Origin of the sequence: Wolbachia endosymbiont (group B) of Limnophora tigrina, assembly GCF_964263235.1 — a bacterium.
Taxonomy (GTDB): domain Bacteria; phylum Pseudomonadota; class Alphaproteobacteria; order Rickettsiales; family Anaplasmataceae; genus Wolbachia.
Genome location: NZ_OZ181655.1, coordinates 1,099,355 through 1,126,055, shown reverse-complemented (window position 1 = coordinate 1,126,055; position 26,701 = coordinate 1,099,355). Strand labels below are relative to the sequence as shown.

At 35.8% G+C, this 26,701-nt stretch carries 21 protein-coding genes, 1 tRNA gene and 1 pseudogene; 11 read left to right on the top strand and 12 right to left on the bottom strand.

Features of this window, described 5'->3' with window-relative positions; all coding sequences use genetic code 11:
• Nucleotides 1-7 precede the first annotated feature (7 nt).
• Nucleotides 8-1,747, top strand: a complete 1,740-nt coding sequence (gene recJ / locus ACE38O_RS05585; protein WP_374698538.1) for a single-stranded-DNA-specific exonuclease RecJ — start codon at nt 8-10, stop codon at nt 1,745-1,747.
• Between the two features lie 18 nt (nt 1,748-1,765).
• On the opposite strand, the gene ACE38O_RS05580 is transcribed toward recJ, so the two are convergent.
• Nucleotides 1,766-2,938, bottom strand: a complete 1,173-nt coding sequence (locus ACE38O_RS05580) for an NADH-quinone oxidoreductase subunit D (RefSeq protein WP_374698537.1) — start codon at nt 2,936-2,938, stop codon at nt 1,766-1,768.
• Nucleotides 2,939-3,351: 413 nt separating this feature from the next.
• Here ACE38O_RS05580 and ACE38O_RS05575 point away from each other — a divergent pair, with 413 nt between their 5' ends.
• From ACE38O_RS05575 to folD, 5 genes are all read left to right on the top strand, one after another.
• Nucleotides 3,352-4,530, top strand: coding sequence for an aspartate aminotransferase family protein (locus ACE38O_RS05575; RefSeq protein WP_374698536.1), 1,179 nt, complete (start codon nt 3,352-3,354; stop codon nt 4,528-4,530).
• An 88-nt stretch (nt 4,531-4,618) separates the two neighbouring features.
• Nucleotides 4,619-5,902 (top strand): HlyC/CorC family transporter, encoded by a 1,284-nt coding sequence (locus ACE38O_RS05570; RefSeq protein WP_374698535.1) that lies wholly within the window; start codon nt 4,619-4,621, stop codon nt 5,900-5,902.
• 13 nt (nt 5,903-5,915) lie between these two features.
• Nucleotides 5,916-6,182: a DUF2312 domain-containing protein gene (locus ACE38O_RS05565; RefSeq protein WP_064125346.1), complete on the top strand. Its 267-nt coding sequence runs from the start codon at nt 5,916-5,918 to the stop codon at nt 6,180-6,182.
• Nucleotides 6,175-6,840: a UbiX family flavin prenyltransferase gene (locus ACE38O_RS05560; RefSeq protein WP_253309371.1), complete on the top strand. Its 666-nt coding sequence runs from the start codon at nt 6,175-6,177 to the stop codon at nt 6,838-6,840. The genes ACE38O_RS05565 and ACE38O_RS05560 overlap by 8 nt, the downstream gene beginning before the upstream one ends.
• Nucleotides 6,824-7,702: a bifunctional methylenetetrahydrofolate dehydrogenase/methenyltetrahydrofolate cyclohydrolase FolD gene (folD, locus tag ACE38O_RS05555; protein ID WP_374698534.1), complete on the top strand. Its 879-nt coding sequence runs from the start codon at nt 6,824-6,826 to the stop codon at nt 7,700-7,702. Before ACE38O_RS05560 ends, folD begins: the two co-directional genes overlap by 17 nt.
• A 245-nt stretch (nt 7,703-7,947) precedes the next feature.
• Here folD and ACE38O_RS05550 read toward each other — a convergent pair whose 3' ends face one another.
• Nucleotides 7,948-8,376 (bottom strand): NUDIX domain-containing protein, encoded by a 429-nt coding sequence (locus ACE38O_RS05550; RefSeq protein WP_374698533.1) that lies wholly within the window; start codon nt 8,374-8,376, stop codon nt 7,948-7,950.
• Between the two features lie 332 nt (nt 8,377-8,708).
• Here ACE38O_RS05550 and ACE38O_RS05545 point away from each other — a divergent pair, with 332 nt between their 5' ends.
• Together ACE38O_RS05545 and ACE38O_RS05540 are read left to right on the top strand one after the other, a co-directional pair.
• Nucleotides 8,709-9,044: an IS630 transposase-related protein gene (locus tag ACE38O_RS05545; RefSeq protein WP_374698532.1), complete on the top strand. Its 336-nt coding sequence runs from the start codon at nt 8,709-8,711 to the stop codon at nt 9,042-9,044.
• A 276-nt stretch (nt 9,045-9,320) separates the two neighbouring features.
• Nucleotides 9,321-9,446 (top strand): transposase, encoded by a 126-nt coding sequence (locus tag ACE38O_RS05540; protein WP_374698531.1) that lies wholly within the window; start codon nt 9,321-9,323, stop codon nt 9,444-9,446.
• 238 nt (nt 9,447-9,684) lie between these two features.
• On the opposite strand, the gene ACE38O_RS05535 is transcribed toward ACE38O_RS05540, so the two are convergent.
• Both ACE38O_RS05535 and ACE38O_RS05530 read right to left on the bottom strand, forming a co-directional pair.
• Nucleotides 9,685-9,993, bottom strand: a complete 309-nt coding sequence (locus tag ACE38O_RS05535; RefSeq protein WP_374699097.1) for a transposase — start codon at nt 9,991-9,993, stop codon at nt 9,685-9,687.
• Between the two features lie 422 nt (nt 9,994-10,415).
• A complete protein-coding gene (locus ACE38O_RS05530; protein ID WP_253309621.1) occupies nt 10,416-10,571 on the bottom strand; it encodes a hypothetical protein in 156 nt (51 codons plus the stop codon).
• A 253-nt stretch (nt 10,572-10,824) separates the two neighbouring features.
• On the opposite strand from ACE38O_RS05530, the gene ACE38O_RS05525 reads away from it, so the two are divergent.
• Both ACE38O_RS05525 and ACE38O_RS05520 read left to right on the top strand, forming a co-directional pair.
• On the top strand, nt 10,825-11,469 hold the full coding sequence (locus ACE38O_RS05525) for an alpha/beta hydrolase (protein ID WP_374699096.1): 645 nt from the start codon (nt 10,825-10,827) through the stop codon (nt 11,467-11,469).
• Nucleotides 11,470-11,474: 5 nt separating this feature from the next.
• Nucleotides 11,475-12,290: an SDR family oxidoreductase gene (locus ACE38O_RS05520; RefSeq protein ID WP_374698530.1), complete on the top strand. Its 816-nt coding sequence runs from the start codon at nt 11,475-11,477 to the stop codon at nt 12,288-12,290.
• A 9-nt stretch (nt 12,291-12,299) separates the two neighbouring features.
• Here the strand turns inward: ACE38O_RS05520 and ACE38O_RS05515 are convergent, their stop codons facing one another.
• The 4 genes and pseudogenes from ACE38O_RS05515 to ACE38O_RS05500 form a co-directional block, all read right to left on the bottom strand.
• Nucleotides 12,300-13,331, bottom strand: coding sequence for a hypothetical protein (locus tag ACE38O_RS05515; protein ID WP_374698529.1), 1,032 nt, complete (start codon nt 13,329-13,331; stop codon nt 12,300-12,302).
• A gap of 417 nt (nt 13,332-13,748) precedes the next feature.
• On the bottom strand, nt 13,749-17,042 hold the full coding sequence (gene carB / locus ACE38O_RS05510) for a carbamoyl-phosphate synthase large subunit (protein ID WP_374698528.1): 3,294 nt from the start codon (nt 17,040-17,042) through the stop codon (nt 13,749-13,751).
• 232 nt (nt 17,043-17,274) lie between these two features.
• A pseudogene (locus tag ACE38O_RS05505) lies at nt 17,275-18,187 on the bottom strand (IS110 family transposase).
• 200 nt (nt 18,188-18,387) lie between these two features.
• Nucleotides 18,388-18,885 (bottom strand): J domain-containing protein, encoded by a 498-nt coding sequence (locus tag ACE38O_RS05500; RefSeq protein ID WP_374698527.1) that lies wholly within the window; start codon nt 18,883-18,885, stop codon nt 18,388-18,390.
• A gap of 108 nt (nt 18,886-18,993) precedes the next feature.
• Between ACE38O_RS05500 and priA the strand changes: the two genes are divergently transcribed.
• Nucleotides 18,994-20,997 (top strand): primosomal protein N', encoded by a 2,004-nt coding sequence (priA, locus tag ACE38O_RS05495; protein WP_374698526.1) that lies wholly within the window; start codon nt 18,994-18,996, stop codon nt 20,995-20,997.
• 17 nt (nt 20,998-21,014) lie between these two features.
• On the opposite strand, the gene petA is transcribed toward priA, so the two are convergent.
• The 4 genes from petA to ACE38O_RS05475 form a co-directional block, all read right to left on the bottom strand.
• Nucleotides 21,015-21,614, bottom strand: coding sequence for a ubiquinol-cytochrome c reductase iron-sulfur subunit (gene petA, locus ACE38O_RS05490; RefSeq protein ID WP_374698525.1), 600 nt, complete (start codon nt 21,612-21,614; stop codon nt 21,015-21,017).
• 86 nt (nt 21,615-21,700) lie between these two features.
• A complete protein-coding gene (gene gyrA, locus ACE38O_RS05485) occupies nt 21,701-24,409 on the bottom strand; it encodes a DNA gyrase subunit A (RefSeq protein WP_374698524.1) in 2,709 nt (902 codons plus the stop codon).
• Between the two features lie 52 nt (nt 24,410-24,461).
• Nucleotides 24,462-24,534: transfer RNA gene (locus ACE38O_RS05480), tRNA-Val, on the bottom strand.
• Between the two features lie 81 nt (nt 24,535-24,615).
• The gene (locus ACE38O_RS05475; protein ID WP_374698523.1) at nt 24,616-25,491 is read right to left on the bottom strand and encodes a tetratricopeptide repeat protein; all 876 of its coding nucleotides are present in this window, start codon (nt 25,489-25,491) and stop codon (nt 24,616-24,618) included.
• Nucleotides 25,492-26,701: the final 1,210 nt, after the last annotated feature.

Here is a 26,701-nt window from a genome sequence, read left to right as displayed (position 1 = left end):
AAAGAATATGCTACTTGAAATTGAAAAGCGCAGCATAACAAATGCATTGTGGAAGTTGCAAGAAGTAGATCAAAGGGAAATCTTAACTCTTATACAGAGATTTGAGTTGCCAGAAGTACTAGCAAGAATATTGGTTACTCGTGGTGTTAACATAGAAAATGCGAGCGACTTCTTATATCCACTAATCAGATCGCTATTACCAGATCCCTTTCACCTTCTTGATATGGATAAAGCTGTTTCTCGTATAATACGGGCAATAAAAAATAATGAAAACATTGCAATATTTGGTGACTATGATGTTGATGGTGCAACGTCGTCAGCATTGATTAACAGGTACCTGAGAGCAATCGATATACACTCTATAATCTACATTCCAGATCGTGTTGATGAGGGCTATGGATTAAACACAGATGCTTTATTACAACTTAAAAAAAACGGGATCGATTTATGTATTTCCGTTGATTGCGGTACGCTTGCATATCAACCAATAGAAGATGCAAAGGTCTTTGGTCTTGATATTATAGTTGTCGATCATCATCTTGGTACGGAAAAGTTACCAAGCGCCGTAGCAGTTGTTAACCCAAACCGCCTTGATGAAAGCTCTCCTTATACTAACCTTGCAGCAGTTGGAGTGTCATTTCTGCTGATTATTGCTCTTAATAAAAGCCTACGTGAGCAAGGATTTTTTACCAACAAAAAAGAACCAGATTTATTTGATCTGCTGGATTTAGTTGCCCTTGGAACTGTTTGCGATGTTATGCAGATTACAGGCCTCAATAGAGCATTTGTCTCACAAGGATTAAAAGTTATGTCAGCAAGAAAAAACGTTGGCTTGCGTGTTTTATTTGATGCTTTGGGGATCCTTGAAAAACCAAGTGTTTCACGATTAGGGTTTAGTATTGGGCCATGCATAAATGCTGGAGGAAGAATAGGAGAAGCATCGCTTGGTGCAAGGTTGCTTTCAACCGATGATGATGAAGAGGCACATTCAATCGCGCTAAAATTAATAGATTTGAATAATGCAAGGAAAGTGTTAGAAAATGAGGCTCTCTTGGAAGCTACAGCACAAGCGGAAAAATTTGCCCAATTAGGTGTAAATTTTATAATGGTAAGCGGCAACTGGCACCAGGGAATAATCGGTATAATTGCATCGAGGCTAAAGGAGCAGTTTCACTTACCAACAATAGTGATGTCTTTAAACAATGGAATAGGAAAAGCAAGCTGTAGATCAATTTTGGGAGTTGATATCGGTGCTGCAGTCCTTTCCGCAAAGTTTACAAATTTAATTATTGAAGGTGGTGGCCATAGTATGGCGTCAGGATTTTCAATTAAAGAAGACAAAATAAATGATTTGCATGATTTTTTTACTGAAAGATTTTCAAACTCTATAAATGAGAAAACTTTAAAAGCTGATAGTATAGTAACTGCTAAAGCAATAAACTTATCTCTGTGGAACCAACTGCAACGCTTGGGACCATTTGGAGTTGGGAATCCTGAACCAAGGTTTATCATTCAGGGAGCAAAGATAAGAAAGCCTGAAGTTATAGGAGTTGACCATATAAAATGTTTTATTGCTGATGATAATGTTATGGTAAGAGCTATTGCATTTCGCTCTGCAAATACTCACCTTGGCTCTGCTATCATGCAGGGTAATGTTAAAGCCATTTTGGGTAAAATCTCTATGAATTACTGGAATGGCAATGAATTTGTACAATTTTTAATAGAAGATGTATTGACCATTAGTTGAGTTACTATTTTACAATAATTACCTATCAATCTCACCAAAAACTATATCGAGTGAGCCAATAATTGCTGCAACGTCGGCAAGCATGTGTCCTTTTGCCATAAAATCCAAGGCTTGTAAATGTGCAAAGCCAGGTGCTCTTATTCGGCACCTGTAAGGTCTATTGGTGCCATCTGAAACTATATATACTCCAAACTCTCCTTTTGGTGCTTCAACAGCAACATAAGCTTCGCCTTCTGGTACATGATACCCTTCTGAATAAAGTTTAAAATGATGGATCATAGCTTCCATAGATTTTTTCATTTCTTCCCTTGGCGGTGGAGAAATTTTTCTATCTTCAGTTTTTATTGGGCCTTCAGGCATTTTTTCTATGCACTGCTTCACCAAACTAATAGATTGCCTAATCTCTGCCATTCTAACTAGATAACGGTCATAACAATCGCCATTTTGGCCAACAGGTATATCAAAATCTAGTTGGTCATATATCTCATACGGCTGGCTTTTTCGCAAATCCCAAGCAAGCCCAGCAGCACGCAACATTGGACCACTAAAGCCCCAATCAAGTGCCTGCTTTATTGATATTTCACTGATCCCCACAGTGCGTTGCTTCCATATCCTATTTTCCGTCAAAAGCTCATCAACATCGTCTATATACTTTGGAAATTGCTCTATAAACTTTGCAATATCTTCAATCAAGCCTTCTGGAACGTCTGCTGCAATTCCACCTGGTCTTATGTAAGCTGCGTGAAACCTTGCACCTGAGGCTCTTTCATAGAATTCCAGTATTTTTTCTCTTTCTTCAAAGAGCCATAAAAGAGGAGTCATTGCCCCAACATCAAGTGCTTGGGAGGAGATATTAAGCAGATGATTTAGTATCCTTGTTAGCTCACAAAACAAAACACGCAAATGTTTTGCCCTAATTGGCACTTCACATTGCAACAATTTCTCTACACACAGTGAATATGCGTGCTCTTGCGACATTGGTGACACATAGTCAAGGCGATCAAAATAAGGCAAAGCTTGAAGATACGTTTTATGTTCTATTAATTTTTCAGTACCACGATGCAAAAGCCCAATATGAGGATCAGCTCTCTCAACCACTTCGCCGTCCATCTCTAAAACAAGGCGTAACACTCCATGTGCAGCTGGGTGCTGAGGGCCAAAATTTAACATCATTGTCTTTAGATCGGGCATGTCCAGTAGTTTAAGATATTAAAATTGTATAGGCTAAAGTGCGCTCAAAGTCAATAGACTTCTTGCATATGCTACAACTGTCATTCAATAGAAACAAAAACTTACTTGACCTTTATAGCTAAAGTGGCTTAGGTTTACCTACAATTTGAAAAACAACAAATTCGTCATTCCGCTACTCGTTAGCGGAATCTATCCGCGGCGGTATGACGTAGGAAAACCTTTCTTGGGTTAGCTATACAATGCTAATAAGTGGCGAATCGTTGGTAAAACTAAGTCACTTTAGCTATAGAATGACAAAAAAGGTTTGCATTAGCTAAAATTTTAGTTGAAGTAGCATAAGAGGTTAAAGGAAAAGCTTTGTGTTAATGAATTCATTTCAGGTATAATACAGATAATACCACAATACTTATAAAATGGATCATGTTGTTAATGCGTACAATAGACTTGACACTCCTATAGTTAGGGGAGAAGGGGCATATCTTTTTGACAAAGATGGTAAAAAATATTTAGATTTTGCTGCAGGTATTTCTACAACTTCTTTAGGGCATTGTCATCCATACATTACAGACAAACTGAAAGAGCAATTGAGCTCATTATGGCACTGCTCTAACATTTTCACTATTCCCGAGCAAGAAAGGCTTGCTGACCGTTTAACAACTCTTACTTTTGCAGATAAAGTTTTTTTCTGCTCAAGTGGGCTTGAAGCAACAGAAGCTGCAATTAAGTTTATTCGTCGTTACTTTTATTCAAAAGGGCAAGCAAAACGTAATCGTATTGTTACAATTGAAGGAGGGTTTCATGGCCGCAGTATTGCTGCAATTTCTGCTGGAGGCAGTGAAAAATCACGCGAAGGTTTTGCTCCGCTTCTTTCTGGTTTTGATAAAGTGCCAAGAAATGACATTAAAGCTTTGGAGAAAAAAATCAGCGATGAAACAGCTGCTGTGTTTTTAGAGCCCATACAAAGCGAAGGCGGAGTATATCCACTAGAAGTAGAATATCTTCAAAAAGTAAGGAAAATAACAAAAGCTCAAGGGATAATTTTGTGCTTTGATGAAGTGCAATGTGGATATGGACGCATCGGTTCTTTATTTCATTATCAAAATGTCGGCATTGAACCTGATATGCTAACCTGTGCAAAAGCTATGGGTAACGGTTTTCCTCTAGCTGCATGTTTAGTAAAAGATTACATAGCAGAAGCAATTACTCCAGGAACTCATGGATCAACCTATGGTGGCAATCCACTTGCTATGACTGTTGGTAATGCAGTGCTCGATATAATGCTAAAAGAAGGCTTTTTTGATCATGTTAAGAGAATTAGTAAATATTTAAAAGAAAAGCTGTTGCCTTTAGCTAAAGAATTTCCTGAGATGATTTCAGAAGTTCGTGGAGAAGGGTTACTAATGGGAATAGAACTAGCAACTCCTGTAGCTGATAAAGTTATTAGTCGATCTCTTGATAAAGGTTTAATAATAACTAGGGTTTCAAACAACAAAGTAGTAAGGATAACCCCATCACTTATCATTGAGGATGAGCATGTGAACGCAGCGTGTAATATGCTTTATGATTTATTTTTTAAGATTAAAGATATATAAAATTTGGCAATATAAATTTAGGCTTGCAAATGCCTCTCATAACATGTAAAATTAATTTTGTTTTTTATCACAATAACATCGTACTTTAATGGATTGGTTATTGGTCTTAGTATCATCAGCAATTTTTATTTTGTTAATTTTATCGTTTTTGTTCTCAGGAGCAGAAATAGGCTTAACCTCAATTAGCCGTTCTCGAGTTAATAAGCTAAAGCTAGACGGTAATAAAAGAGCCAGGATAATAGACCGCTTATTAAATAGGAAAGAATTGACAATAGGAACGGTATTGCTCGGCAATACAATTATTAATATTACTTGCTCTGCTTTATTTACAGCAATATTTATCAATCTTTTTGGAAATGAGGGCATTCTCCTATCAACAATTATAATGACATTTTGTATTTTATTATTCTGCGAAGTTCTACCAAAAACTTATGCTATTCAAAATCCTGAAAAATTTGCATCATTTTCTGCTTATTTTGTATTGTTTTTTGTAAAGATTTTTTCTCCATTGACGCTAGGTATTCAATTTATTGTTAACCTCATCCTGAAATTATGTGGGCTGCATAAAGATAAGGAAGTAATATCTGCAGCGGATGCAATGCGTAATATGATTACTCTTCACCGCAGTGAAGGAACTATGTTACAACAGGATTTAGATATGCTAAGCAGCATACTTGATTTGGCTGAGACAGAAATATCACAAATTATGACCCATAGAAGAAATTTATTTTCTCTTGATATAAATCGAAGTAAAGAAGAGTTAATAAGGGAAATTTTAACTAGCAGTCATAGTAGGATACCTTTATGGCAAAAAGAACCAGATGATATTATCGGTGTAATTCACGTGAAGGGTCTAATAAATGCCTTGCGTGAAAAGAATAATAAAGCGGAAGAAGTTGACATTACCCAAGTTATGTCAAAGCCTTGGTTCATACCAGAAAGTACGCCGCTTAGTGTACAACTTCACAATTTCCGTAAGAATAGGAAACACTTTGCACTTGTTGTTGATGAATATGGAGCATTGCAAGGAATTGTAACTCTTGAGAATATATTAGAAGAAATAGTTGGAGAAATTTCCGATGAGCATGATTTGATTACGGAGAATTTTATAAAGAAGATGTCTGACAATGTGTATTATATAGAAGGAGAATCCACGATTAGAGATATTAACAGGCAGTTACACTGGAATCTCCCTAGTGAAGAAGCTACAACTCTAGCAGGTATGATTGTGAATGAAATAGAGCGCATTCCTGACGAAGGCGAGGAGTTTTCCATGTATGGTTTTCGCTTTAAGATTTTAAAAAAAGATAAAAATATTATTACTGTTGTTGAAGTGCAAGTAAAAACTGGTAATACTAGTAGCAGCAATTAATTAGTGGAGTTTCATGGAAGATACAGTAAAAATAACGGCTGAAGAGTTGAAGGGTTACATAGAGAGAATCGAAAAACTTGAACAAGAAAAGAGGGATGTGCAAGATCACATTCGTGATGTATATGTAAAAGCCGCAGATGAAGGTTGGGATATAAAAGTGATGAAACAAATTATTAGGCTGAGGAAGATGGATGATGATGACAGAGAGGAACAGGAAATATTGCTTGATACCTATAAACGTGCATTGGGAATGAGCTACGAAGAAGAGTTAAGTGAATAGCAGAATTGTAATTGGAATAAGTGGAGCATCTGGTTCTATTTACGGTGTACGTATTTTAGAGGCGTTAAGAAATATTAATAGATCTCTTATCCCTGTTATCCGAGTAGCTGACACTGGGATCCAGGGAAAAAGAAATATAGATTCCAGCGTCACGCGCTGCAAATTTGGTTATGAAACTCATTTAGTGATAAGTCGTGCTGGAAAAATAACTCTAGCTCATGAGATTAAAGAAAAACTTGAAGATATTACATCACTTGCAGATTTTTACTATTCTGAAGAAAAAATAGGAGAAAAAATAGCAAGTGGCTCATTTAAAACCTCAGGAATGATTGTAGCACCATGCTCTATGAAGACAATGTCTGAAATTGCATCAGGTGTTACTTCCAATCTATTGACAAGGGCTGCAGATGTAACGCTAAAAGAAAGAAGAAAATTAATTCTTATGGTGCGAGAGTCACCACTACATCTTGGGCATTTACAAAATATGTTAAAATTAACGGAGATGGGAGCAATAATTGCTCCACCAGTGCCTGCTTTCTATATTAAACCAAAATCGTTGGATGATATTATTAATCATTCTGTTGGCAAAGTATTGGATTTATTTGATATCAAATTACCTGACTTTAAGGAGTGGCAAGGAAGTGACAATTATTATTGATGGTAAAAAAATAGCAAACGACCTATGTGAGAGGCTATCACAAAAAATTGATATTTTAAAGAGAGAGTATAACATTTTTCCTTGCCTGAAAGTAATTCTCGTGGGCAGCAATCCAGCAAGTCAGGTTTATGTTCGCAACAAAGAGAAAAAAGCAGAATCAATAGGCATAAGTTCTGAGACCATTGTTTTGCCTAATAATATTTCAGAAGATGAATTGATTGAAAAAATCAATGAGTTAAATGAAGATCGATCTGTGCATGGCATTTTAGTACAGTTGCCTTTACCAAATCATATTAGTGCAAGCAGAGTAATTAACGCAGTAAGTATTGAAAAAGATGTAGATGGCTTCCACAATGAAAACGTTGGTAGATTAGTTAAAGGTGAAAAAAACTGCCTTATACCTTGCACTCCTAAAGGTTCTTTGCATTTAATTAAATCAATTGAAGAGAACCTTTCCGGTAAAAACGCAGTGGTGATTGGTAGGTCAAATATCGTGGGCAAGCCAATGTTTCACCTATTGCTGCAGGAAAATTGCACTGCTACCATCTTGCACTCACAGAGTAAAGATTTAGCTGAATATTGCTCTAAAGCGGATATAGTAGTTGCAGCAGTCGGAAAGCCAAATTTTGTTCAAGCAGACTGGATAAAGAAAGGTGCAATAGTGATCGATGTTGGCATAAATAGTGTTAATGTAGGAGAGCTTGTAGGTGATGTTGACTTTGAGGGAATAAAAGGGAAAGCCAAAGCTATTACCCCAGTACCCGGAGGCGTTGGCCCAATAACAATTGCATTTCTAATGATGAACACTGTTATTGCTGCTTGCTTGCAGAAGGGAGTTGATGCTTCTAATTTCATTAGTTGAGGTATGAAGAGGAAAGCTATATGAAGATAGAATGTACCGCATCTCACAATTAATAAAAAATTGAGATTTTTGAAATTCCTCAGTAGTCAAATTTATTAAATATTTAGGATCATCATCTATTCTTTTTTCTCTACAAGTAGTTAGTGGAATCGCAAAGTTTCTGGGCATAAAAAGCTTTGAACCTAATATATGAGCTAAACTTGATTTTCCAACCGTGGATACATCTGTAATAAAAATAATAGTCTTTATTTTATGAATTTACTTGCTATATGAACCATCGGAGAAAATTTTTTACAGTTTATAGTATCTATATTTTGCCATATACAACCATCAGAATCTTCTCCATCAGATTCTCGCTTTATTTCCCCTATGATTTCAATTTTGTATAAAACTGCTATATGTTTTAGACATTTATTTACATTGTCTTCATTATAATGATATAGGCTGGTAACTGTTTGGATTTGGTCGTATTCTTTCACTAAACAACCTGTTTCTTCTCTAATTTCTCTTACAAGCGCCTCTTCAAGCGTTTCAGCAATTTCTAGACTTCCACCTGGTAAATCAAACAACCCTTTATAAGGACCTCGACTTTTTTTCACCAAAACTATACTTTTAGGTTTTAAAATTAAACCGTATACGCCTAAGTGAGAGTGATAAGTAATATTATCTTTCATTAAACCAAAAACATTAGAGTTAACATAGTAATTTAAAAAATCAATTATACAAAACAATATATTATAAATACAATTACTCAATATAAAAATTCTACTTAACAAATTTATAAATTTGCAAGGAACTAAAAGTGAACATTAATAAAGCTACTTAACTGTATCAGTTTAGAATGACCTTACCCAGCAAAAGTAATGAAAAAGTTAGGAGTGTTTCCTACAAAAAGGACGATACTAATAATAAAGGGTTTCATTCTATTTGAAATATGAAACTATAGTATTTCCTAAAGTAAATGATAAAGCTATAATAAGCTATTTGGGTTATAATGGCGTATAGTGTGGATTTAAGAGAAAAGGCAGTATCAATGATAGGAAAAGGGAAGACGAAGGTTGAGGTGGCAGAGCTTCTGGAGATAGGAATAGCAACTCTGTACCGCTGGTTAAAAAAGAAAGCTGCTGGTGAAAGCCTAAAGCCATCTAAAAACGGCAGCTTTATTCGAAAAATAGACCCAAAAATACTTGCAGACTATGTTAAAAAACACCCAGATCACACACTAGCAGAAATGAAACAAAACCTTGGCTTTGGAATAAGTGCAATTTGGTATAGGTTAAAACAGCTAAAAATAACCTTAAAAAAAAGTCACATTCTATCAAGAGCGCAATCAAGAAGATAGGCAGCAATTTATCGATAAAGTCTCAAAAATAGACTACTGTAGCATTTTATATATAGATGAAGCAGGATAGACTATACCGAGAATATGCATGAGCTCCAAGAGGAGAAAAAATATATGCTGATGTTCCAGGAAAAAAGTGGGAAAGAGTGAGTATAATAGGTGGATGGATTGAAAAGAAGTTTATTGTACCAATGACCTTCACAGGAGGGTGTAATAAAGATATATTTAATGTATGGTTAGAGCGAACCACAATTACAGCGTGATACAACCATAGTTATGGATAATGCTACATTCCATAAAACTCCCAAAACAAAGTCATTAATAGAGTCTTTTGGCTGTCATTTGCTTTATCTTCCAACATATTCACCTGATCTAAATCCTTACTATTACCCACAAATATAAATGTTTGTTGCATAGCTCTTAATGGCATAATTTTTGCTTGAAATAACTGTTTATATGGTGCAATTTACAGCTTTTAGTTGCTAAAATTATAACTCTTAGTTTAATAATTTTAATCTAATAAGCTTTCAGGTTAATAAAATTAAATTATTTGAGTAAATACAATACTATGTTTTTATTTGTAGGTAATAGTAAGATCTAAATCCGATAGAGCATTGTTGGCACACCATCAAAAGTTGCCTCAGACCTCTAATGCATCAATGTACAGACTTACACCTTTTAGTTGGTAATACCATTTTAGACGTTTATCATTCGTTTTAGAAAATACTATACTTGTAGAGAAAAAAGAATAGATGATGATCCTATAGCTAACCCAAGAAAGGGTTACCTGAATACTGAAAAACAAAATCAATAGCAGAATTGATATCAGGCCAAAAGCTTGGAGCGCTTTTTTGATGGCATGCTTGATGGCAAACCAGAACTTCTCAATTAGATTTAAATCAGACGAGTATGGCGGCAAAAATAAAACTTTACATCCAACACTTTCTATTAATTCTTTCGTCTTGTCAGACTTATGAAAACTCGCATTGTCAAACCTAGCCAGGTTTTAATATTGGCATAAGCCTATTTTCAACATACGCTTCAAAAAGCTCACTGTTGCAATATCCCTCATGGTGCCTCTTCACTTAGGGCTCCAATTATTTCTTCTTTTGAATCTTGGTTTATCAGCAAATAACCTCTTGCCTTTTGCAGCCCATCCATACGCATAAAATTCGTTATCTTCTATCCCTGATTCGTCTATGAATACTAAATTTTCTTCACTTATTTCTGCTACCTTTTGTATGACTTCCTTTCGTTTTCCTTCATCCCTTTCCTGGTAGAGAAAAGTTTTTTTTATACATATAGTTCACTTTTTTAAGGTAGTTATATACTTTGTCTTTGCACATATTGCCAAATTTTTCAATTATCTTTTCAACTCTGATTTTCATCTAGAAATTCGACAAAGCTATCTAAGTCTTTAATTTTATGACTATGCCCCTTTTGATAGCCTGAAGATGGTTTTATGCTTCCTGTTTCTTCTCTTCTTTTCCTCCACCAATATATTGTTTTTCTATCAATTTTGAACATCTTCCTCCATAGTCATTTTTTTCTCGTCTACTACTTTCAAAACACGTTCCCTCAGATCCTCACTTTGGCATCATTCTACCTTATCCAAAGCCATTTTATACCTTTTTATCCCTTCTGAGGTAACCTTTTTTCAGTTAGCTATAGGTATAAAATAATGGAGTATGTCTCTCCATCATTCAACAGCAATCACAGTATGTTTTTACAAATTTGAAAATTAGTGTTAAATAAAAATATAAATGCAAAAGGAAAAGAAATGATTGAACTTAAAGGCCAAGAAATTTGTGCAGGCGGAAATAAGAAAAATTTGATTATTTTTTTACATGGTTGGGGCTCAAGTGGCGACAATTTCATTCACCTTGCTAAAGTTATGAGCAAGTTTTTACCCGAGTCATATTTTGTAGCACCCAATGCTCCGTTTGAAAGAGAAATAGGTGATGGTTATCAGTGGTTCAGCTTGGAAGATCGTAGTGAGGAAGCGCTATATAATGGAGTAAAAAATGCTACATCAATTGTAAATCATTTCATTGATACAAAATTAAAGGAGCTTAATTTAAAAGATACGCAACTTTCTTTGGTTGGATTTTCTCAAGGAGCAATGCTTGCAATACATACAGCTCTCACCCGCTCTCAATCCTGTGCATCAGTTGTTGCATACTCTGGTAGGTTTCTTTCACCTTCAAAAACTGCACCAGAGATCAAGTCAAAACCTAACATATGTGTTATCCATGGTGATGCTGACGACGTGGTACCTTTTTCGTCCCTCGACTTAGCGGTTAAAGCTTTGAAAGAAAATGGAATAAATGTTGAAAGGCACCCAATTCATGCATTAGGGCATATTATTAATGAAGAGGGGATAAAATTAGGAGTAGAATTTATCAAGAAGAATTTTAAAAATTAATTTTCATGCACTTGTTTTGCTTTGGTTATGGATATGTGGCTAAATTTTTATCGAAAAAACTGCTGAACTTAGGTTGGAAAGTTAGTGGCACATCAGGAAGTAAAAATATACAAAATGTAATCCTCTTTAATTATGAGAAAGTTAGCCAAGATCTGCTTAAAAGCGCAACGCACGTTTTAATTTCTATTCCTCCAGATGGTGATGATGTTATGGAGAGATATGGTGATTGCCTGCAAAATGTTAAATGGTTTGGTTATTTGTCTGCAACTAGCGTTTATGGTGATTACTCTGGTAATTGGGTGAATGAGGAATCTGAAACAAAACCTATAGAAATCAGAGGAGAAAAGCGCCTTAGATCTGAAAAGAAGTGGCTGAATAGCAAACTGCCTGTACATATTTTTCGTTTAGCTGGAATATACGGTCCTGGTAGGAACGTGTTAATTGACTTGCAGCTTGGCAAAGCAAAAAATGTGAAAAAAGAAGGGCATTTTTTTTCTCGTATTCACGTTGAAGATATATCGAATATTCTATTTTCTTCCATGCAAAACATAAAACCTGGTGAAGTATACAATTGTGCAGATGATTTACCCACTACACAATCTGAAGTGATAATGTATGCAGCCAAACTTCTCAATGTTAGTCCTCCAGAGCCAATTGAGGTTTCTTCCTTACCAGATTATGCACAGAGTTTTTATTTAGGGTCAAAAAAAGTAAGTAATGTTAAAATTAAAAAAGATCTTAATGTCTCTCTAATTTATCCTAACTATAAGGTGGGATTAGAGAGTTTGCATGTAAAAAAAACTGAAATCACATCAGAATGATAGATAGGCCTATTGTTTTGTTCTGTAATTGTGTCCGTTCAGGAAAATGTTCTCTAAGTAAGATTGTGGAGTATTCGTTGCAGCATTTGGCTGTTCAATTACGCTAGTTGGTATACTTCTATTTCTTTCAAAATTTCTATCTCGTATAGCTTCCAGAACGCTTTTTCCTCCTAAAAGACAGTTTTCTCCTAAACTTTTCCCCTTATCTTCTAACTCGTTAAGCCTTGCTTCGCTCTCCTTATCAATCTTTACTTCTATTTCATTACTATTTTTCTTAGGATTTAGATGAATACTGATTTTTCCTGCTTCACTATCAAAAGATAATGTTGCACCTTGCTTACAAACATCCAGATAATTTCTTTTTCCGTTGTAGCTTTCAACTCTTACTATACTTTTCCCAATTTGCAGTATACCAACTCTTAAGCTTAAACCTTTATTCTTTTCATTGCTTAGGATTTTTGCAACTTCAACAGTACTATCTTGTGGATATTTTATATAAAAACATCCATTATCTATCTCTACTTCTAATTCATCCTTTTGGGTTTGCTTATTTTTGTTTACAATACTTTCATATGCTACATTTTTTAGATTGTTTTCATTTTCCTCACATGTCGCAAAGAAATTATTTACATAATTATCATCACAAGTTACATGTCCTAGCTCACCATTAAAGAAGGTAGATTTTTCTACTTTCCCACCTTCTGACAATAAACTTCCAATGATACCCCTCATGATTTTTTCACTTTCATTTGATAATACTTCTTTATCAAAATCAGAATGATCAATTCTATTGATAGGAGACATACCTTCATTGAGAGTAACGCCCATCACTTCCTCAAATACTAAATTTGTTACAGTTTTACGACGCTCACCGTAACATGCGTTTAGTCTTATCCCTTTCTTTAAATATGTATTTGTTATGTCTTGAATAAGCCTTAAAGCACTTCCTTTGTTATTTTCTTCTTCCACCTTTTTCATCTCCTTACAAAATTCATCAATCAGCTTCTCTTCATTTTTAGTTAATGGTATTTCTAGATCCATTAAAAGTGAGCCGTCTTCCAAAAAACAAGAATAATCTGAACTACAGCTCGAATTTGAGTCCCAATCACTTGATTCAGTATAAGGCGTCTATCAACGGAACTATCATCTGAATCATGATCACTAGAGTTCTGTAGTCGATTATCACTTTCATGTTCATCTGTTTTGTTTGACACATCATTTTTGGCAAAGTTATACTCTTGATTAAGAGAGAACTTCGTCGGATCTTCTATATCACTTTCAAGAATTTGTTAGTCTATTGTTTGTTGCTTTTTTATCTCATAAGTCATGTTATATAACCATTACCCATTAATTCTTTGATAAATACTATAATACATAGGCAAGTCAGTAAAGAAATTTGACTTACATTACTCTACCACGATTTCGAGATAGAGGAATGAATTATTTTAGTTTTGATATTTAAACGTTTTGTATCTGCTGTAATGATTTCACTTCCAATTTGCTATTCTTTACATATTGAATTGCAAGCACTAACGCTTTACTCCCAGAAGCTGTGGTGCTATAAGCTATATTTTGCAAAATAGCAGTTCTCCTGATATCTTTGCTATCTGAGACTGATTTCACACCTTTTGAAGTATTGATTACTAGATTTATTTTTCCATCTTTGAGCATATCAACTATGTGGGGTCTGCCTTCTCTTACTTTATTTACAGCTTTTGCAGCAATGCCGTTATTATTCAGATATAAAGCTGTGCCTTTGGTTGCATATATTTCAAAACTCAGTTCTTTCAACATTCGTGCAACAGGCAATATATACTCTTTATCATCATCTTTTACTGAAACCAGAGCTGTTCCTTCTATTGGTAACTTGTATCCTGCAGCCATGTGCGTTTTTGCAAGTGCAGCTTCAAACGATGAGTCAATTCCCATTACTTCTCCTGTTGATTTCATTTCAGGACCAAGTAGAGTGTCAATTCCCGAAAAACGCGTGAATGGAAAAACAGCAGCTTTAACTGCAAAATGATTGAAAGGCTTGTTTTCCTGATTCAATTTTTTACCCAAAATAACCTGAGTGGCAAGCTTTGCAATAGGAATATTGATTACCTTGGAAATAAAAGGAACGGTTCGACTAGCTCGTAAATTTACTTCAAGTATGTATACATCACTCTCTTGAACAGCAAACTGAATGTTTATCAGACCTTTCACTTCTAGTGCAAGAGCTATTCTTTCAGTTTGGAGCTCGATCTCTTTTATTACTTCGTCACTCAATTTATTTGTCGGTATTGAGCATGTTGAATCGCCAGAGTGGATACCAGCTTCTTCAATATGCTCCATGACCGCTGCAATGAAAACTTTTTCCCCATCACACACAGCATCAACGTCAACCTCAACTGCATTGACTAAAAATTTATCAAGAAGCAGCGATCCGTGTTCAAAAATTTTGGTTTGATTCAAGACATACTCTTTAAAGCTCTGAGTATCGTGTCTAATCGACATAGACTGACCGCCGAGGACATATGATGGCCTGACTACTAGTGGAAACCCCACCTTTTCTGCGTTGGTTAACGCTTCTTTTACTGAATGGCAGATAGAACTTTCAGGTTGTTTTAAATTAAGTTGCAAAGCAAGGTTTTTAAATCTCATGCGATCTTCTGCAAGGTCAATAGAATCAAACGAAGTTCCCAGAATTTTGAAACCTCTCTCGTTAAGCACTTTGGCTAACTTTAAAGGTGTTTGACCACCTATTTGAACTATTACACCAACCAGTGTGCCATTTTCTTGCTCTTTACTTAGTATTTCAAGCACATCCTCTGCAATCAGTGGGGCGAAATATAAACGATCAGCGGTATCATAATCAGTTGAAACGGTTTCTGGATTACAGTTGATCATTATTGTTTCATACCCCATTTCTTTGGCGGCAGAAGCTGCATGTACGCATGCATAATCAAACTCAATACCTTGACCAATGCGATTTGGACCACTTCCTAAAATGACAACCTTTTCTCGGTCAGAAACATCTGCTTCGCACTCCATTCCCTCTGTCATCCAAGTAGCTGACACTGGGATCCATTCTTCCTTATCTCTGGTCACGCGCTGGAATGACATCATTGTGTTACCCTCATAACAGCCATACATATAAGCAGTGCTCGATTCAAACTCAGCTGCACAGGTGTCTACACGCTTATAAACTTGTTTAATGCCAAATTTTTTTCTTATTTCTTCGATTTGCTCTACTTTCTTATTGCTTAATTTTGCCAATCTTGCATCTGAAAACCCCATTTTTTTCAGCTCTAACATTTCATATGCAGTCTCAGGAAGGCCGTTTTCCTTGATTTTTTGTTCAGTTAATATAATTTGCTGTATATTTTGCAGAAACCATAAGTCATAACCTGTAATTGAATTTATCTCCTCTATGCTCATCCCATGACGCATAGCATCGGCAGCAGTTAACATTCTATCTGGCAGCAATTTTGCCAATTGAGATCTGATATGATCAACATCTGTGCCTTCAGAAAACACTTCATCAAGTCCCGTGAGCCCTGTTTCAAGTGAGCGAAAAGCTTTCTGTAGTGACTCATTAAAAGTGCGGCCGATCGACATCACTTCTCCCACTGATTTCATGGAAGTTGATAATTCACAATTTGTCCCCTTAAATTTCTCAAACTCAAATCGAGGAATTTTAGTGACGATATAATCAATCACTGGTTCAAATGCTGCTGGTATTGTTGGAGCACAGTCGTTACGTATTTCATCAAGCGAATATCCAATAGCAAGTTTAGTTACAACCTTTGCTATAGGATAACCTGTTGCTTTCGAAGCAAGTGCAGAAGAGCGAGAAACCCTTGGATTCATTTCAATCACAACGAGGCTTCCATCTTCTTTAGGATTCACTGCAAACTGAACATTTGCACCACCGGCACTAACATCAATTTCTCTTAGCACTGCTATAGATGCATTTCTCATCTGTTGGTATTCTACGTCACGCAGAGTCAAAGCAGGAGCAACCGTGATACTATCTCCGGTGTGCACTCCCATTGGATCAATATTTTCTATCGAACAGACTATTATGCAGTTATCTTTACAATCACGGATAACTTCCATTTCATATTCTTTCCAGCCGATAATTGATTCATCTATCTGAACTTCATTTATTGGCGAAATTTTGAGAGCACTTTCTGCAATATTGAAAAACTCCTCTTTATTGTATGCTATGCCGCTACCTGCACCACCAAGGGTGAATGATGAGCGGATGATTGCTGGTAATCCAATGTAATCCAAAGCCTTTCTTATTTGTTCTTGATTTTTTATAATGATACTTTTGGGGTATTTTAGCCCTATTTTATCCATGGACTGAAGGAATAACTCTCTATCCTCTGCTTTTTTTATTGCTTCTCTGTTTACCCCTATTAATTCTACATTGTATTTGTCTAACACTCCATCATCTGCAAGTTTTATTGCGCAATTGAGTGCTGTTTGCCCGCCCATTGTTGGCAATATTGCATCTGGCATCTCCTTAATTATAATCTTCTCTATGATTTCAGGCAGTACCGGCTCAATATAAGTTGCATCAGAAAACTCAGGATCTGTCATTATAGTTGCGGGGTTGGAGTTAACCAAAATGACTTTATAACCTTCACTTTTTAATACTTTACAGCTTTGCGTTCCGGAATAATCAAACTCGCATGCCTGACCTATAACTATTGGGCCTGCTCCTATTACTAATATAGATTCTATATCTGTGCGTTTCGGCATAATTACAATAACGGTCTCTATTCAAATAATGTTACCAATCTTTCCTGTATATGTGAATTTTTATTAAACCTATTAGCTAACTGTTTTTAGGCTTGACGCATAACTGTACGAACATTGTGATTTGAGCACACCAGGAAGGATGTCATTCAAGACACCGTCTCGTTAGTCAAAAAGAAAATTATAAAATAAGGCAATATTTCATATAAGATTTTGAAAGTATTTTTTTTAACAATCAGCTAAGTAAACCTTCCTCCAACAGCTTTGCCCTGTAGTTTTTGATATGATAAAAGCCTTCTTTGAACTTAGAACACCAAAAACAATATGGAGTAACTTACGCATCGCAGCTCCCACAATGGCCATATTATGCTTGCCTTTCTCTTTTAACCTTTCACAAAAAGTCATAATAATAGGATTGTGATTTTTAGCTACTATAGCAGGAAAATACATTGCCTTACGTAGTGTTCGTGTTACTTAATCTGGGCTTGGCATATACAGAGCGTTATATTTCGTGGTAGCATATGCTGCCAATTGCCTGAAAAGCTTTTATGTCAGAGCTAAGATAGCTATTCTCTCCTATGCCTGAAATAGTTAATAGAAGTTGAAAATTTTCCAATAACTCTTTGTGTTGCTTTAATAGTTCACGTTTTTTATTGTTTCTATTTTTTGAGCTATATTCATTGCAACAAGCATTTGTAACTTCTTTAGGCAGTCTCTCTTTTTTTTCTAAGTGTAATGTCAATTCATCTTTTAACGCAGCCGAGCAACGATAAAGATGTTTTAATTTTTTTAACTCAGGAGAAGCAACGACTGTCTTTGGCAGCAATAATTTCCGCATCGGTCTGATCATTCTTTTGTCGTACAAGCTTACTTCTTGCATAAGATTTTATGCAAGAAGGATTTACAACACTTACAAAATGTCCAGCATTGTGTAGAAATTCAGCCAGAGCTTCACTATAACAACCACATACAAGCTTTCACTTGCTCTACGTTATGTTTTTGTAGAAAGCTCTGCAGACCTTGAAACCATCGTTCTTAAAGCTTCTTTTCCTAGTTTCACGTTTTCCTTTTTTACTTATAAATGAGAGAAAAACATCAAAGCGATCTTTTGATACATCTATTCCCAGAAAGTTGTTATACGTTACCATTAAAAATGAAAAGTAAGGCTATTCTTGCGGATACAGAATTAGAACCATTTAGGTCTTTCTACGATACCGTCCAGCCTATACCTTTGAGAAGGGAGCTCTTATCTACTTGACAGCTTAAGCCCTATGACAGAGTGCTTCCCTTCTCCATCTAATGCTTAAGCTTAAAACATTAGATGCTTTTTACAAGATACAAGCTCTATCTAACCTGATTCAAAATTGCTGCAGGAATTTTTTACAATGTAGTGCAATATTGACTTCCCAGCCCATAAATCAAGAGGTCTGGTTTGTGAATTGATATTTTTGACTTTTTCTAACAAAATTTTTGTCTTGGCTAGATCTTTATCATCAAGAGCCTGAAATAAATCAATCTCTTCTTCACTTAGATGTGAGCCGTAGCATTTTCTACGAAGTTCTTTTGCCCTGTTTTCAAAATATTCAGCCAAGTTGTTAATCCAATCATCATTAGGCTGTTGGCTAATGAATTCTTCAGTCATCTCGCCTATTGATATTTTATATGCTACTGATATTTCTTTAAACTTTTCTGTTGCTGTCTTTTGCTCTTCTTGGCTTTTATCTGACCATTTGTCGGGATGCCATTTCAATGCAAGCTCGTGATATGCCTTCTTAATCTCTTCTGTGCTTGCACTCTCTGACAATCCTAATACTTTGAATGCCTCTTTACGTGTTTTTGGAATCATACTCACTCCCCCAATCAAATTAATTTAGTATAATGCTATATCAGTTCAACCAATCAATCCACAAAAATCAAACGAATATTTTCAAAACAGTGCTAAACTTAGGCTGCTATGACAAGAACAGTTGATGTATTACTACCACTTCCAATTGATCAGTTGTTTTCATATGCAATTGAGGAAAATACTGAGATTTTACTTGGAGATTACGTAGTGGTGCCATTTGGCAAAAAACGCTTGATCGGAATAGTTTGGAAATATAGTGACAAGAGTGGTCGAGCATTAAAATTTATTGAGCAAAAAATCGATTTACCAAATATTAGACCAAAATTGATCACATTTGCAGAGTGGGTTGCACAATACAATGTAATGCCTATTGGTATGCTTGCCAAAGTGATAATGGGAGGAGTGTTAAAAGTAAACCAAATAGATAAATTGGTTTGTGCTAAGCAGAAGCAGGAAATAAGTGAAATAAGTTGCCAATTAAACCCTGAGCAGCAGATAGCTAGCGATAAAATAATAAGCAGTTTGAATGAGTATTCAGTGACTTTGCTTGACGGTGAGACAGGATCTGGAAAAACGGAAGTTTACTTATCCGCAATTGCAAAATTGGTAGAAACTGTAAACAGTGCACAAATTTTAATCCTCTTGCCTGAAATTGTTTTAACTTCACAATTGGTAAATCGTGTTCGCGGTCAGATATCAAAAAACTTAGTTGAATGGCACTCAAGGCTCACTCCAAAAACTCGCCGGAATAATTGGCTCAATATAGCAAGTGGAAATGCGCAGATAATTATTGGTGCACGTTCAGCGCTTTTTTTGCCTTATAAAAACCTAAAATTGATTATCATTGATGAAGAGCACGACTCATCTTTTAAACAAGAACAGGGAATGATATATAATGCTCGAGATATGGCGATAATCTTAGCCAAATTTGAAAATATTCCGATTATTTTATCATCAGCAACTCCACTGCTTGAAACGATTCATCATGTTAAAAGCGGGAATTACAATCATGTAAAGCTAACCAAGCGATTCGGTGGTGCAGAATTGCCACTCATTAAAGTAGTAGATATGAGGAACAACAAGCAATGGATTTCCTCTGAGCTTTTTGAAAGCATCAAACAAACCATAGAGAAAAAACAGCAGGTTATGCTCTTTTTAAACCGCCGAGGGTATGCACAACTGGCAGTTTGTAAAAAGTGTGGATATAAAATTTCCTGCTTAAATTGTGCTGTTTGGCTTACATATCACAAGAAAAAAAATGCTCTTTTGTGCCATCATTGCTCTTATCAATTAAAACTCCCAGAAAAATGCTCTGATTGCCAGAGTGAACAGTCATTTTCCCTTTATGGCGTAGGAATTGAAAGGTTACTTGAAGAAATGGTGAAATTAATACCAAACGCAAAAACTGCGATGATAAGCAGCGATCAGAAGTCGGTTAGTAACATAATTGGCTTGGTACTGAAAGAAGAGGTGAACATTATAATCGGCACACAAATAATTGCTAAGGGGCACAATTTTCCTAAATTAACTTTTGTTGGAGTAATGAATGCAGATTTGAGTCTCGAAAATTCTGATTTAAGAGCAGCAGAAAAGACGTATCAATTGTTGCACCAAGTTGCAGGCAGATCAGGAAGGTTCAATGAAAAAGGAATGGTAATAGTGCAAACCAACAACCCTGAAAGTTCAATAATAAAAGCATTGCTACATCAAAAAAGGGACTCATTTTATGAAATTGAACTTAAGTCAAGACGCGAAGCCAAAATGCCACCATTTAGCAGATTAATAGCGCTTGTAATTTGTGGTAAGAATCAGATTGCGACACAAAAGGCAGCGAATGAAATAGTAAAATCTCTTCTCTGTCATCTAAGTAGCTCAACTACTTGTATTCAGGAAAAAAATTTAGGTGCAGACAAAAAGGAATTTGAAATTCTTGGTCCATCACCAGCAGCAATAAATTTCTTAAATAATAAGTATCGGTATAGGGTGTTGCTAAAAATACACAATAAGCACAGTCTATCTATACAAAAGAAGCTGAAATGTTGGATTAAAAATTGTAACTTGAATTCGAGTATTGCAGTGATAATAGATGTTGATCCTGTGAGTTTTTTTTAACGAGTTTATTGTATCCGTTAAGCCTTCTTGCCAATTACCACAACATTCTCACTGGGAAAAAAGTAATCAGGTACAACCATATTTTTTGGTGCAGGACCCCCTATTACTCGGCCTGATGTGTCATAATATGAACCGTGGCAAGGGCAGAACCAACCGTTACCATCTTTTGTAGCGTGATCAATCGGCACACACCCAAGATGTGTACATATTCCAAGCATAATTAACCATTCGTCTTTTCCTTCGTATACTCTCTGCTCATCTAATTGAGGATCCCTCAAGCTCTTCACATTCACAGCTCTTGCAGCCTCAATTTCTTGCTTTGTGCGTCTACGAATGAATACTGGTTTACCTTGCCACTTTACTTTTACTCCGTGTCCTTCCTGAATTCCAGACAAATTCACCTCCACTGCGGAAGCTGCTAGAACTTCAGCAGAAGGATTCATAGACTTAACCAGTGGCCAAAGTCCACTTGCAGCTCCTATACCTGCCATAGCGCATGTAGTTAATGTTATAAAATCTCTCCTACTCTTATTTTTAGTAAGATCTTTAACGGGAGGTGTTTTTTTATCCTCTTTGTTTGCCAGTGGTTTTTTATTTTTAGTTAAATTTTTGTCCATTGATCTTTACTTAGCTATAAGTATATATTTTAATTTAAATACTGCTTATTAATCAACAAAAACTTGCGCTTTTTGTTTAACCTGTACTACAGTTGAGAAGAGATAGAGTTTTCAACTTCAGAAATACTATCTTCAGTGGAATCAGGATCTTCAATTTTCGCTACTGACACCACCTTTTCTCTACTCTCTGTTTTAAACAGAGTGACTCCTTGAGTGCTACGTCCTGCAATTCTGATATCATTTACTGAAATACGAATTAACTTTCCTTTATCTGTAATAAGCATGATATTATCACCCTGCTCAACTGGAAAACTAGCAACAACATTACCGTTTCTATTGGTAGTAAGAATATTGGTGATACCAACACCACCCCTGTTAGTTATTCTATACTCATACGCAGAAGTTCTTTTACCAAAGCCATTTTCGGTAATAGTTAATATAAACTCCTCATTCACTGCAAGTTTTAAGAACAATTCGTTATCTATTCCTAAATCATTCAAAGTCTTTTCCAATTTAGAATCAATGGAGTCATTAATTGCAGTCCCCAGTCTTTTTGCAAGTGGAACTTTTAAGTAAAGTTCTTTTGTTTCTGTTGCTACACCTATCCCATTTAATATGGTTATGGATATCACGCTGTCATTCTTTGCAAGTTTGATACCTCTTACGCCATCTGAATTGCGACTTTTAAATTGACGCACATCACTTACAACAAATCTGATACTTTTTCCAAGCGTTGTTGAAAGTAAAACATGATCAATTTCATTGCATACTTTAACCGATATTAATTTGTCTCCTTCATCGAGCTTGATTGCTATTTTTCCATTGCTTGGAATATAGTGAAAATCCGCTAAAGAGTTGCGCCTTATGTTCCCATGAGCAGTAGCAAAAACTATGTTTTGATTTTCGTCATTTTCACTTGGTAATGGCATTATATTAGTTATAGTTTCACCATCGCTAAGCGGGAATATATTAACAAGTGCTCTTCCACGTGCAGTTGGCTCTGCAAGAGGTAACTTATAAACTTTTAATCTATAAACTCGGCCAATATTAGAAAAGAATAAAAGGCTAGTGTGGGTATTCCCAACAAATAATTTTGTGATCACATCCTCTTCTTTTAACCCCTGTCCTAGCTTTCCTTTTCCACCACGATGCTGAGTTTTGTAGTGAGAAAGCTTCACACGCTTGATATAACCATTCATAGTTACGGTTATCACCATATCCTCTTGTGGAATTAGATCTTCAGCTTCAATGTCCGTATCTGATTCCTCTATTGAAGTTTTTCGCGGCACAGCAAATCTGTTCTTTATTTCTTGTAGATTGTTTTTTATTTCTTTCATCAACTTCTCTCCTGAGCCAAGAAAAGCGATATATTCTTTTATCAGGTTGATCATTGAACTTAGCTCAGCTTCTAATTTGTCTTTTTCAAGGCCTGTTAAACGCTGCAATTTCATGTCAAGAATAGCTTTCGTTTGCAGCTCAGTTAATCTATACACTCCGTCTTTCAAAAAGCTCGTGCTGTCTGAGATTAATCCAATAATTGTGTTTATCTCAGATGAAGTTTTCCATTCTTTATTTAAAAGTTCTCTACTTGCTTCCGCAGGATCTTTTGCACCACGGATGATTTTTATCACTTCATCTATGCTCAAGACCGCAATGTAGAGCCCTATATATATATGAGCTTTTTCCCTCGTTTTTCTTAGACGAAATTCTGTTCTCCTGATTAATACTTCTTTTCTAAAATCAACAAAAGCAGCTATGATTTCTTTTAATGACATCAAAGCAGGCCTGTTGTTGTTGAGGACTAAAGTGTTAGCACTAAAACTACTTCTTAGTGGAGTTAGTCCCAATATTTGATTAAGTATAAAACTTGCTTCAGCATTTCTTCTGAGGTCAATTACTACTCTAATACCAGACTTATCAGACTCATCCCTAATTTCTGTTATGCCATCAATTCTTTTTTCTTTTACAAGCTCACCTATCTTCTCAATTAATTTTACTTTATTTACCTGGTAAGGTATTTCATCAATCACTATTGCTTGCCTATCTTGTGGCAGGTCTTCCATGTGAGTCTTGCCTTGCACAACAATTGATCCACGACCCGTTGCAAATGCTGATCTTATTCCAGACCTTCCAAGAATCGTTCCCCCAGTTGGGAAATCCGGTCCTGGTATCACTTCAAGTAACTCATCCAAAGTAACTTCAGGATTATCTACATATAATATACAAGCATCTATTATTTCTCCAAGATTATGAGAAGGAATATTGGTTGCCATGCCAACTGCAACACCACTTGCACCGTTTACTAATAGATTCGGAAACTCTGCAGGCAGCACAACAGGCTCTGTTTCATTTCCATCATAGTTTGGCCTAAAATCAACTGTATCTTCATCAATATCATTCAGTAAAAAGTGCGACACTTTTTGAAGTCTTGCTTCTGTGTATCGCATTGAAGCTGGTGGGTCTCCGTCTATCGAACCAAAGTTACCTTGCCCATCAATAAGTGGTAAAAGAAGAGAGAAATCTTGAGCCATTCTGACCAAGGAATCGTAAATAGCTGCATCACCATGTGGGTGATATTTCCCCATTACATCCCCTACTATACGAGCCGCCTTTTTATATGGCTTACCAGCATCGTATCCAGCCCTTGACATTGCATATAATATGCGCCTATGAACAGGTTTAAATCCATCTCGCACGTCAGGTATAGCCCGGCTTATGATAACGCTCATTGCGTAGGAGAGATAAGAATCTTCCAGCTCTTTTACTATTGAGATTGGTACTATATTATCCTGCATTTTCTATATTTTGATTGAAGTAATTAATAATATTAACATTCAGTTAAGCAAATGGGCAATGACAGACTTGAACTGCCGACCTCCTCGGTGTAAACGAGATGCTCTACCAGCTGAGCTAATTGCCCCTTTAGATGTAATTCTATAGCTCAATATTATTATTGTAAACAAAAATAGCGATAAATTAGATTTAGGTAAGCTATAAGCTTTTATGAAATCTTTGGGTGCGTGCTGTGGAGTTTTATAAATTTTAGTCTTGCTGTCACTTTGTATAAAGGTATTTTTTCACTCACATCTTTCGAAGTTGTAGCCATGTTCAACAACTTTAAGTAGAATATTGTAGCATTTTTAAAATCTGAAAGTTTATCTAGAATAACAGCTAAATTATAGGTATAAAAAATATTGTTTTCATCAAGGGAAATAGCAGTTGTCATATACTCTTTACCTTTTACATAATCCTCCTTTTTCATATAAATCAGACCTAAATTTGCTAATAAAGGAGCATAATTTTTATGTATATCATACAATTTCAACATTTCACTCAACGCCAGATCAGGATCATATTGTGAGATTATCGTCAGAAAATTTTTTAATATGTAAGGGTTACTAGGGTATTCTTTTAACAGTCTTGTGTAAATCTCTACAGCTTTTTTGTATTCTTTATTAGCGTAATAAATATTCCCTAGTCCAATTAAAGCATTTTTATGATAAGGAAACTTTGCGGTAATCTGATTAAGGAGAGAAATAGCTGTTTCATTATCTCTTGACTCAAAGGAATCTTTTGCTTTTTTTAAAGTAGAGTATATGTCAAAACTCTTGCCAGAATTCTGCGCAATTTTGATATTAAATTTGTCACTTTTTCTCTCAATAACATCAAGATCTTTATACTTTTTATCAGCTTTTATATGCTTGACAACACTATCAAAGGCCTTCTGTATCTCCAAATTTTCACTAGCATAGGTAACAGAAGACCTCCATAAAATCACAACGCAAATTAACATGCAGACAAACATAGATCCTAGTGTTGTGGCATTGGCTGCAGCGTGTAACCAGTAAACCTTATTTCTTTGAGCTATGCGTAACACATTACAAATTCATAAATGCTAAATTACCTATCTCATACAATAATAAAGATATTATTAATTAGCGATGCTGCGTAGAATGCACTTATCTTTTGTCTTCCATATTTCGCTCTATTAGACTTCTTGCATAACCCAAACTTAAGTAGAAAAAAGGCAAATAGTTATTATAGCTCTAAGTTTACCGACGATAAGAACCGTCATTCAAGTAGCTCCTCCCTGCCATCTAAGTAGCCTTCTTCTCCTGTCATCCCAGCACCTTCTTCCTGTTATCTGAGTAGCTAACACTGTACGAACATTGTCTATCAGGAAGGTGTCATGCAAGTAGCTGACACTGGTTCTTTTATGACGGTGTCATTCTAGTCTGGAATCCAGGAAACTTAATTGCAAGTAATGCATTGGGTTTGGTGAGTATGGGTTTTGCGTTATAGAATGAAGCACTTTTGGTGAATTTGTAAAGAAAACTGGATTCCAGACTGGAATGACAAGTTCTCGGCAACCCCTACGTCATACCGCCGCGGCGCTAACACGTAGCGGGATGACGATTGTCAAGGTGTCATCCGAGTAGCTTGACTACTTGAATCCAGAAAACTTAACTTTAAATAAGTGGCTGCATAATAAAGACTAGATCCCAGCGTCACGCGCTGGAATGACACCATTTTCGGTCTCTTAAATTGCTTTAGCTATAAATATTAAGAAATTTACCAAACGAAAAAAAAGCCCTGGTCATTGTCTATTTTCAGTATTTGGCGTTTTTTAAGTCTTAAACACTGCAATTTAGCTGCTTTTAAGTGCAACTAACCTTAGCTAAAATGTTTAAGAAATTTACTAGGCAGAAAAAAAGGCAAAAGAAACCCCGTGGTAATTAGTGTTCACTCTCTAATCCTGCAAATTGCCGTACTATACTGTCTTAAACGACTTATAAGCGCGTTTCAGCTTATATAGGTAAAAACCCAGAAATGTTGTGAAGACATAAGGTGCACATAGTGCAAAAAATTAAAAATAAGACGCCAACTACGTTGTTTTCTTGCTGTTTAATCTGCACAGATGAAGATAACTGAATACCTTCAGTTTCATGATAAGGGGGCTGGCGGAGTTTGTCAAGGAAGTTTTTCGTTTCTATGTTGTCAGCTACTTGCATGACGTCACTTGCCACCTGTTAATTACAACGTTCGTACAGATGTATGCTTGACATAGAATCCAGAAAATTTAGTTA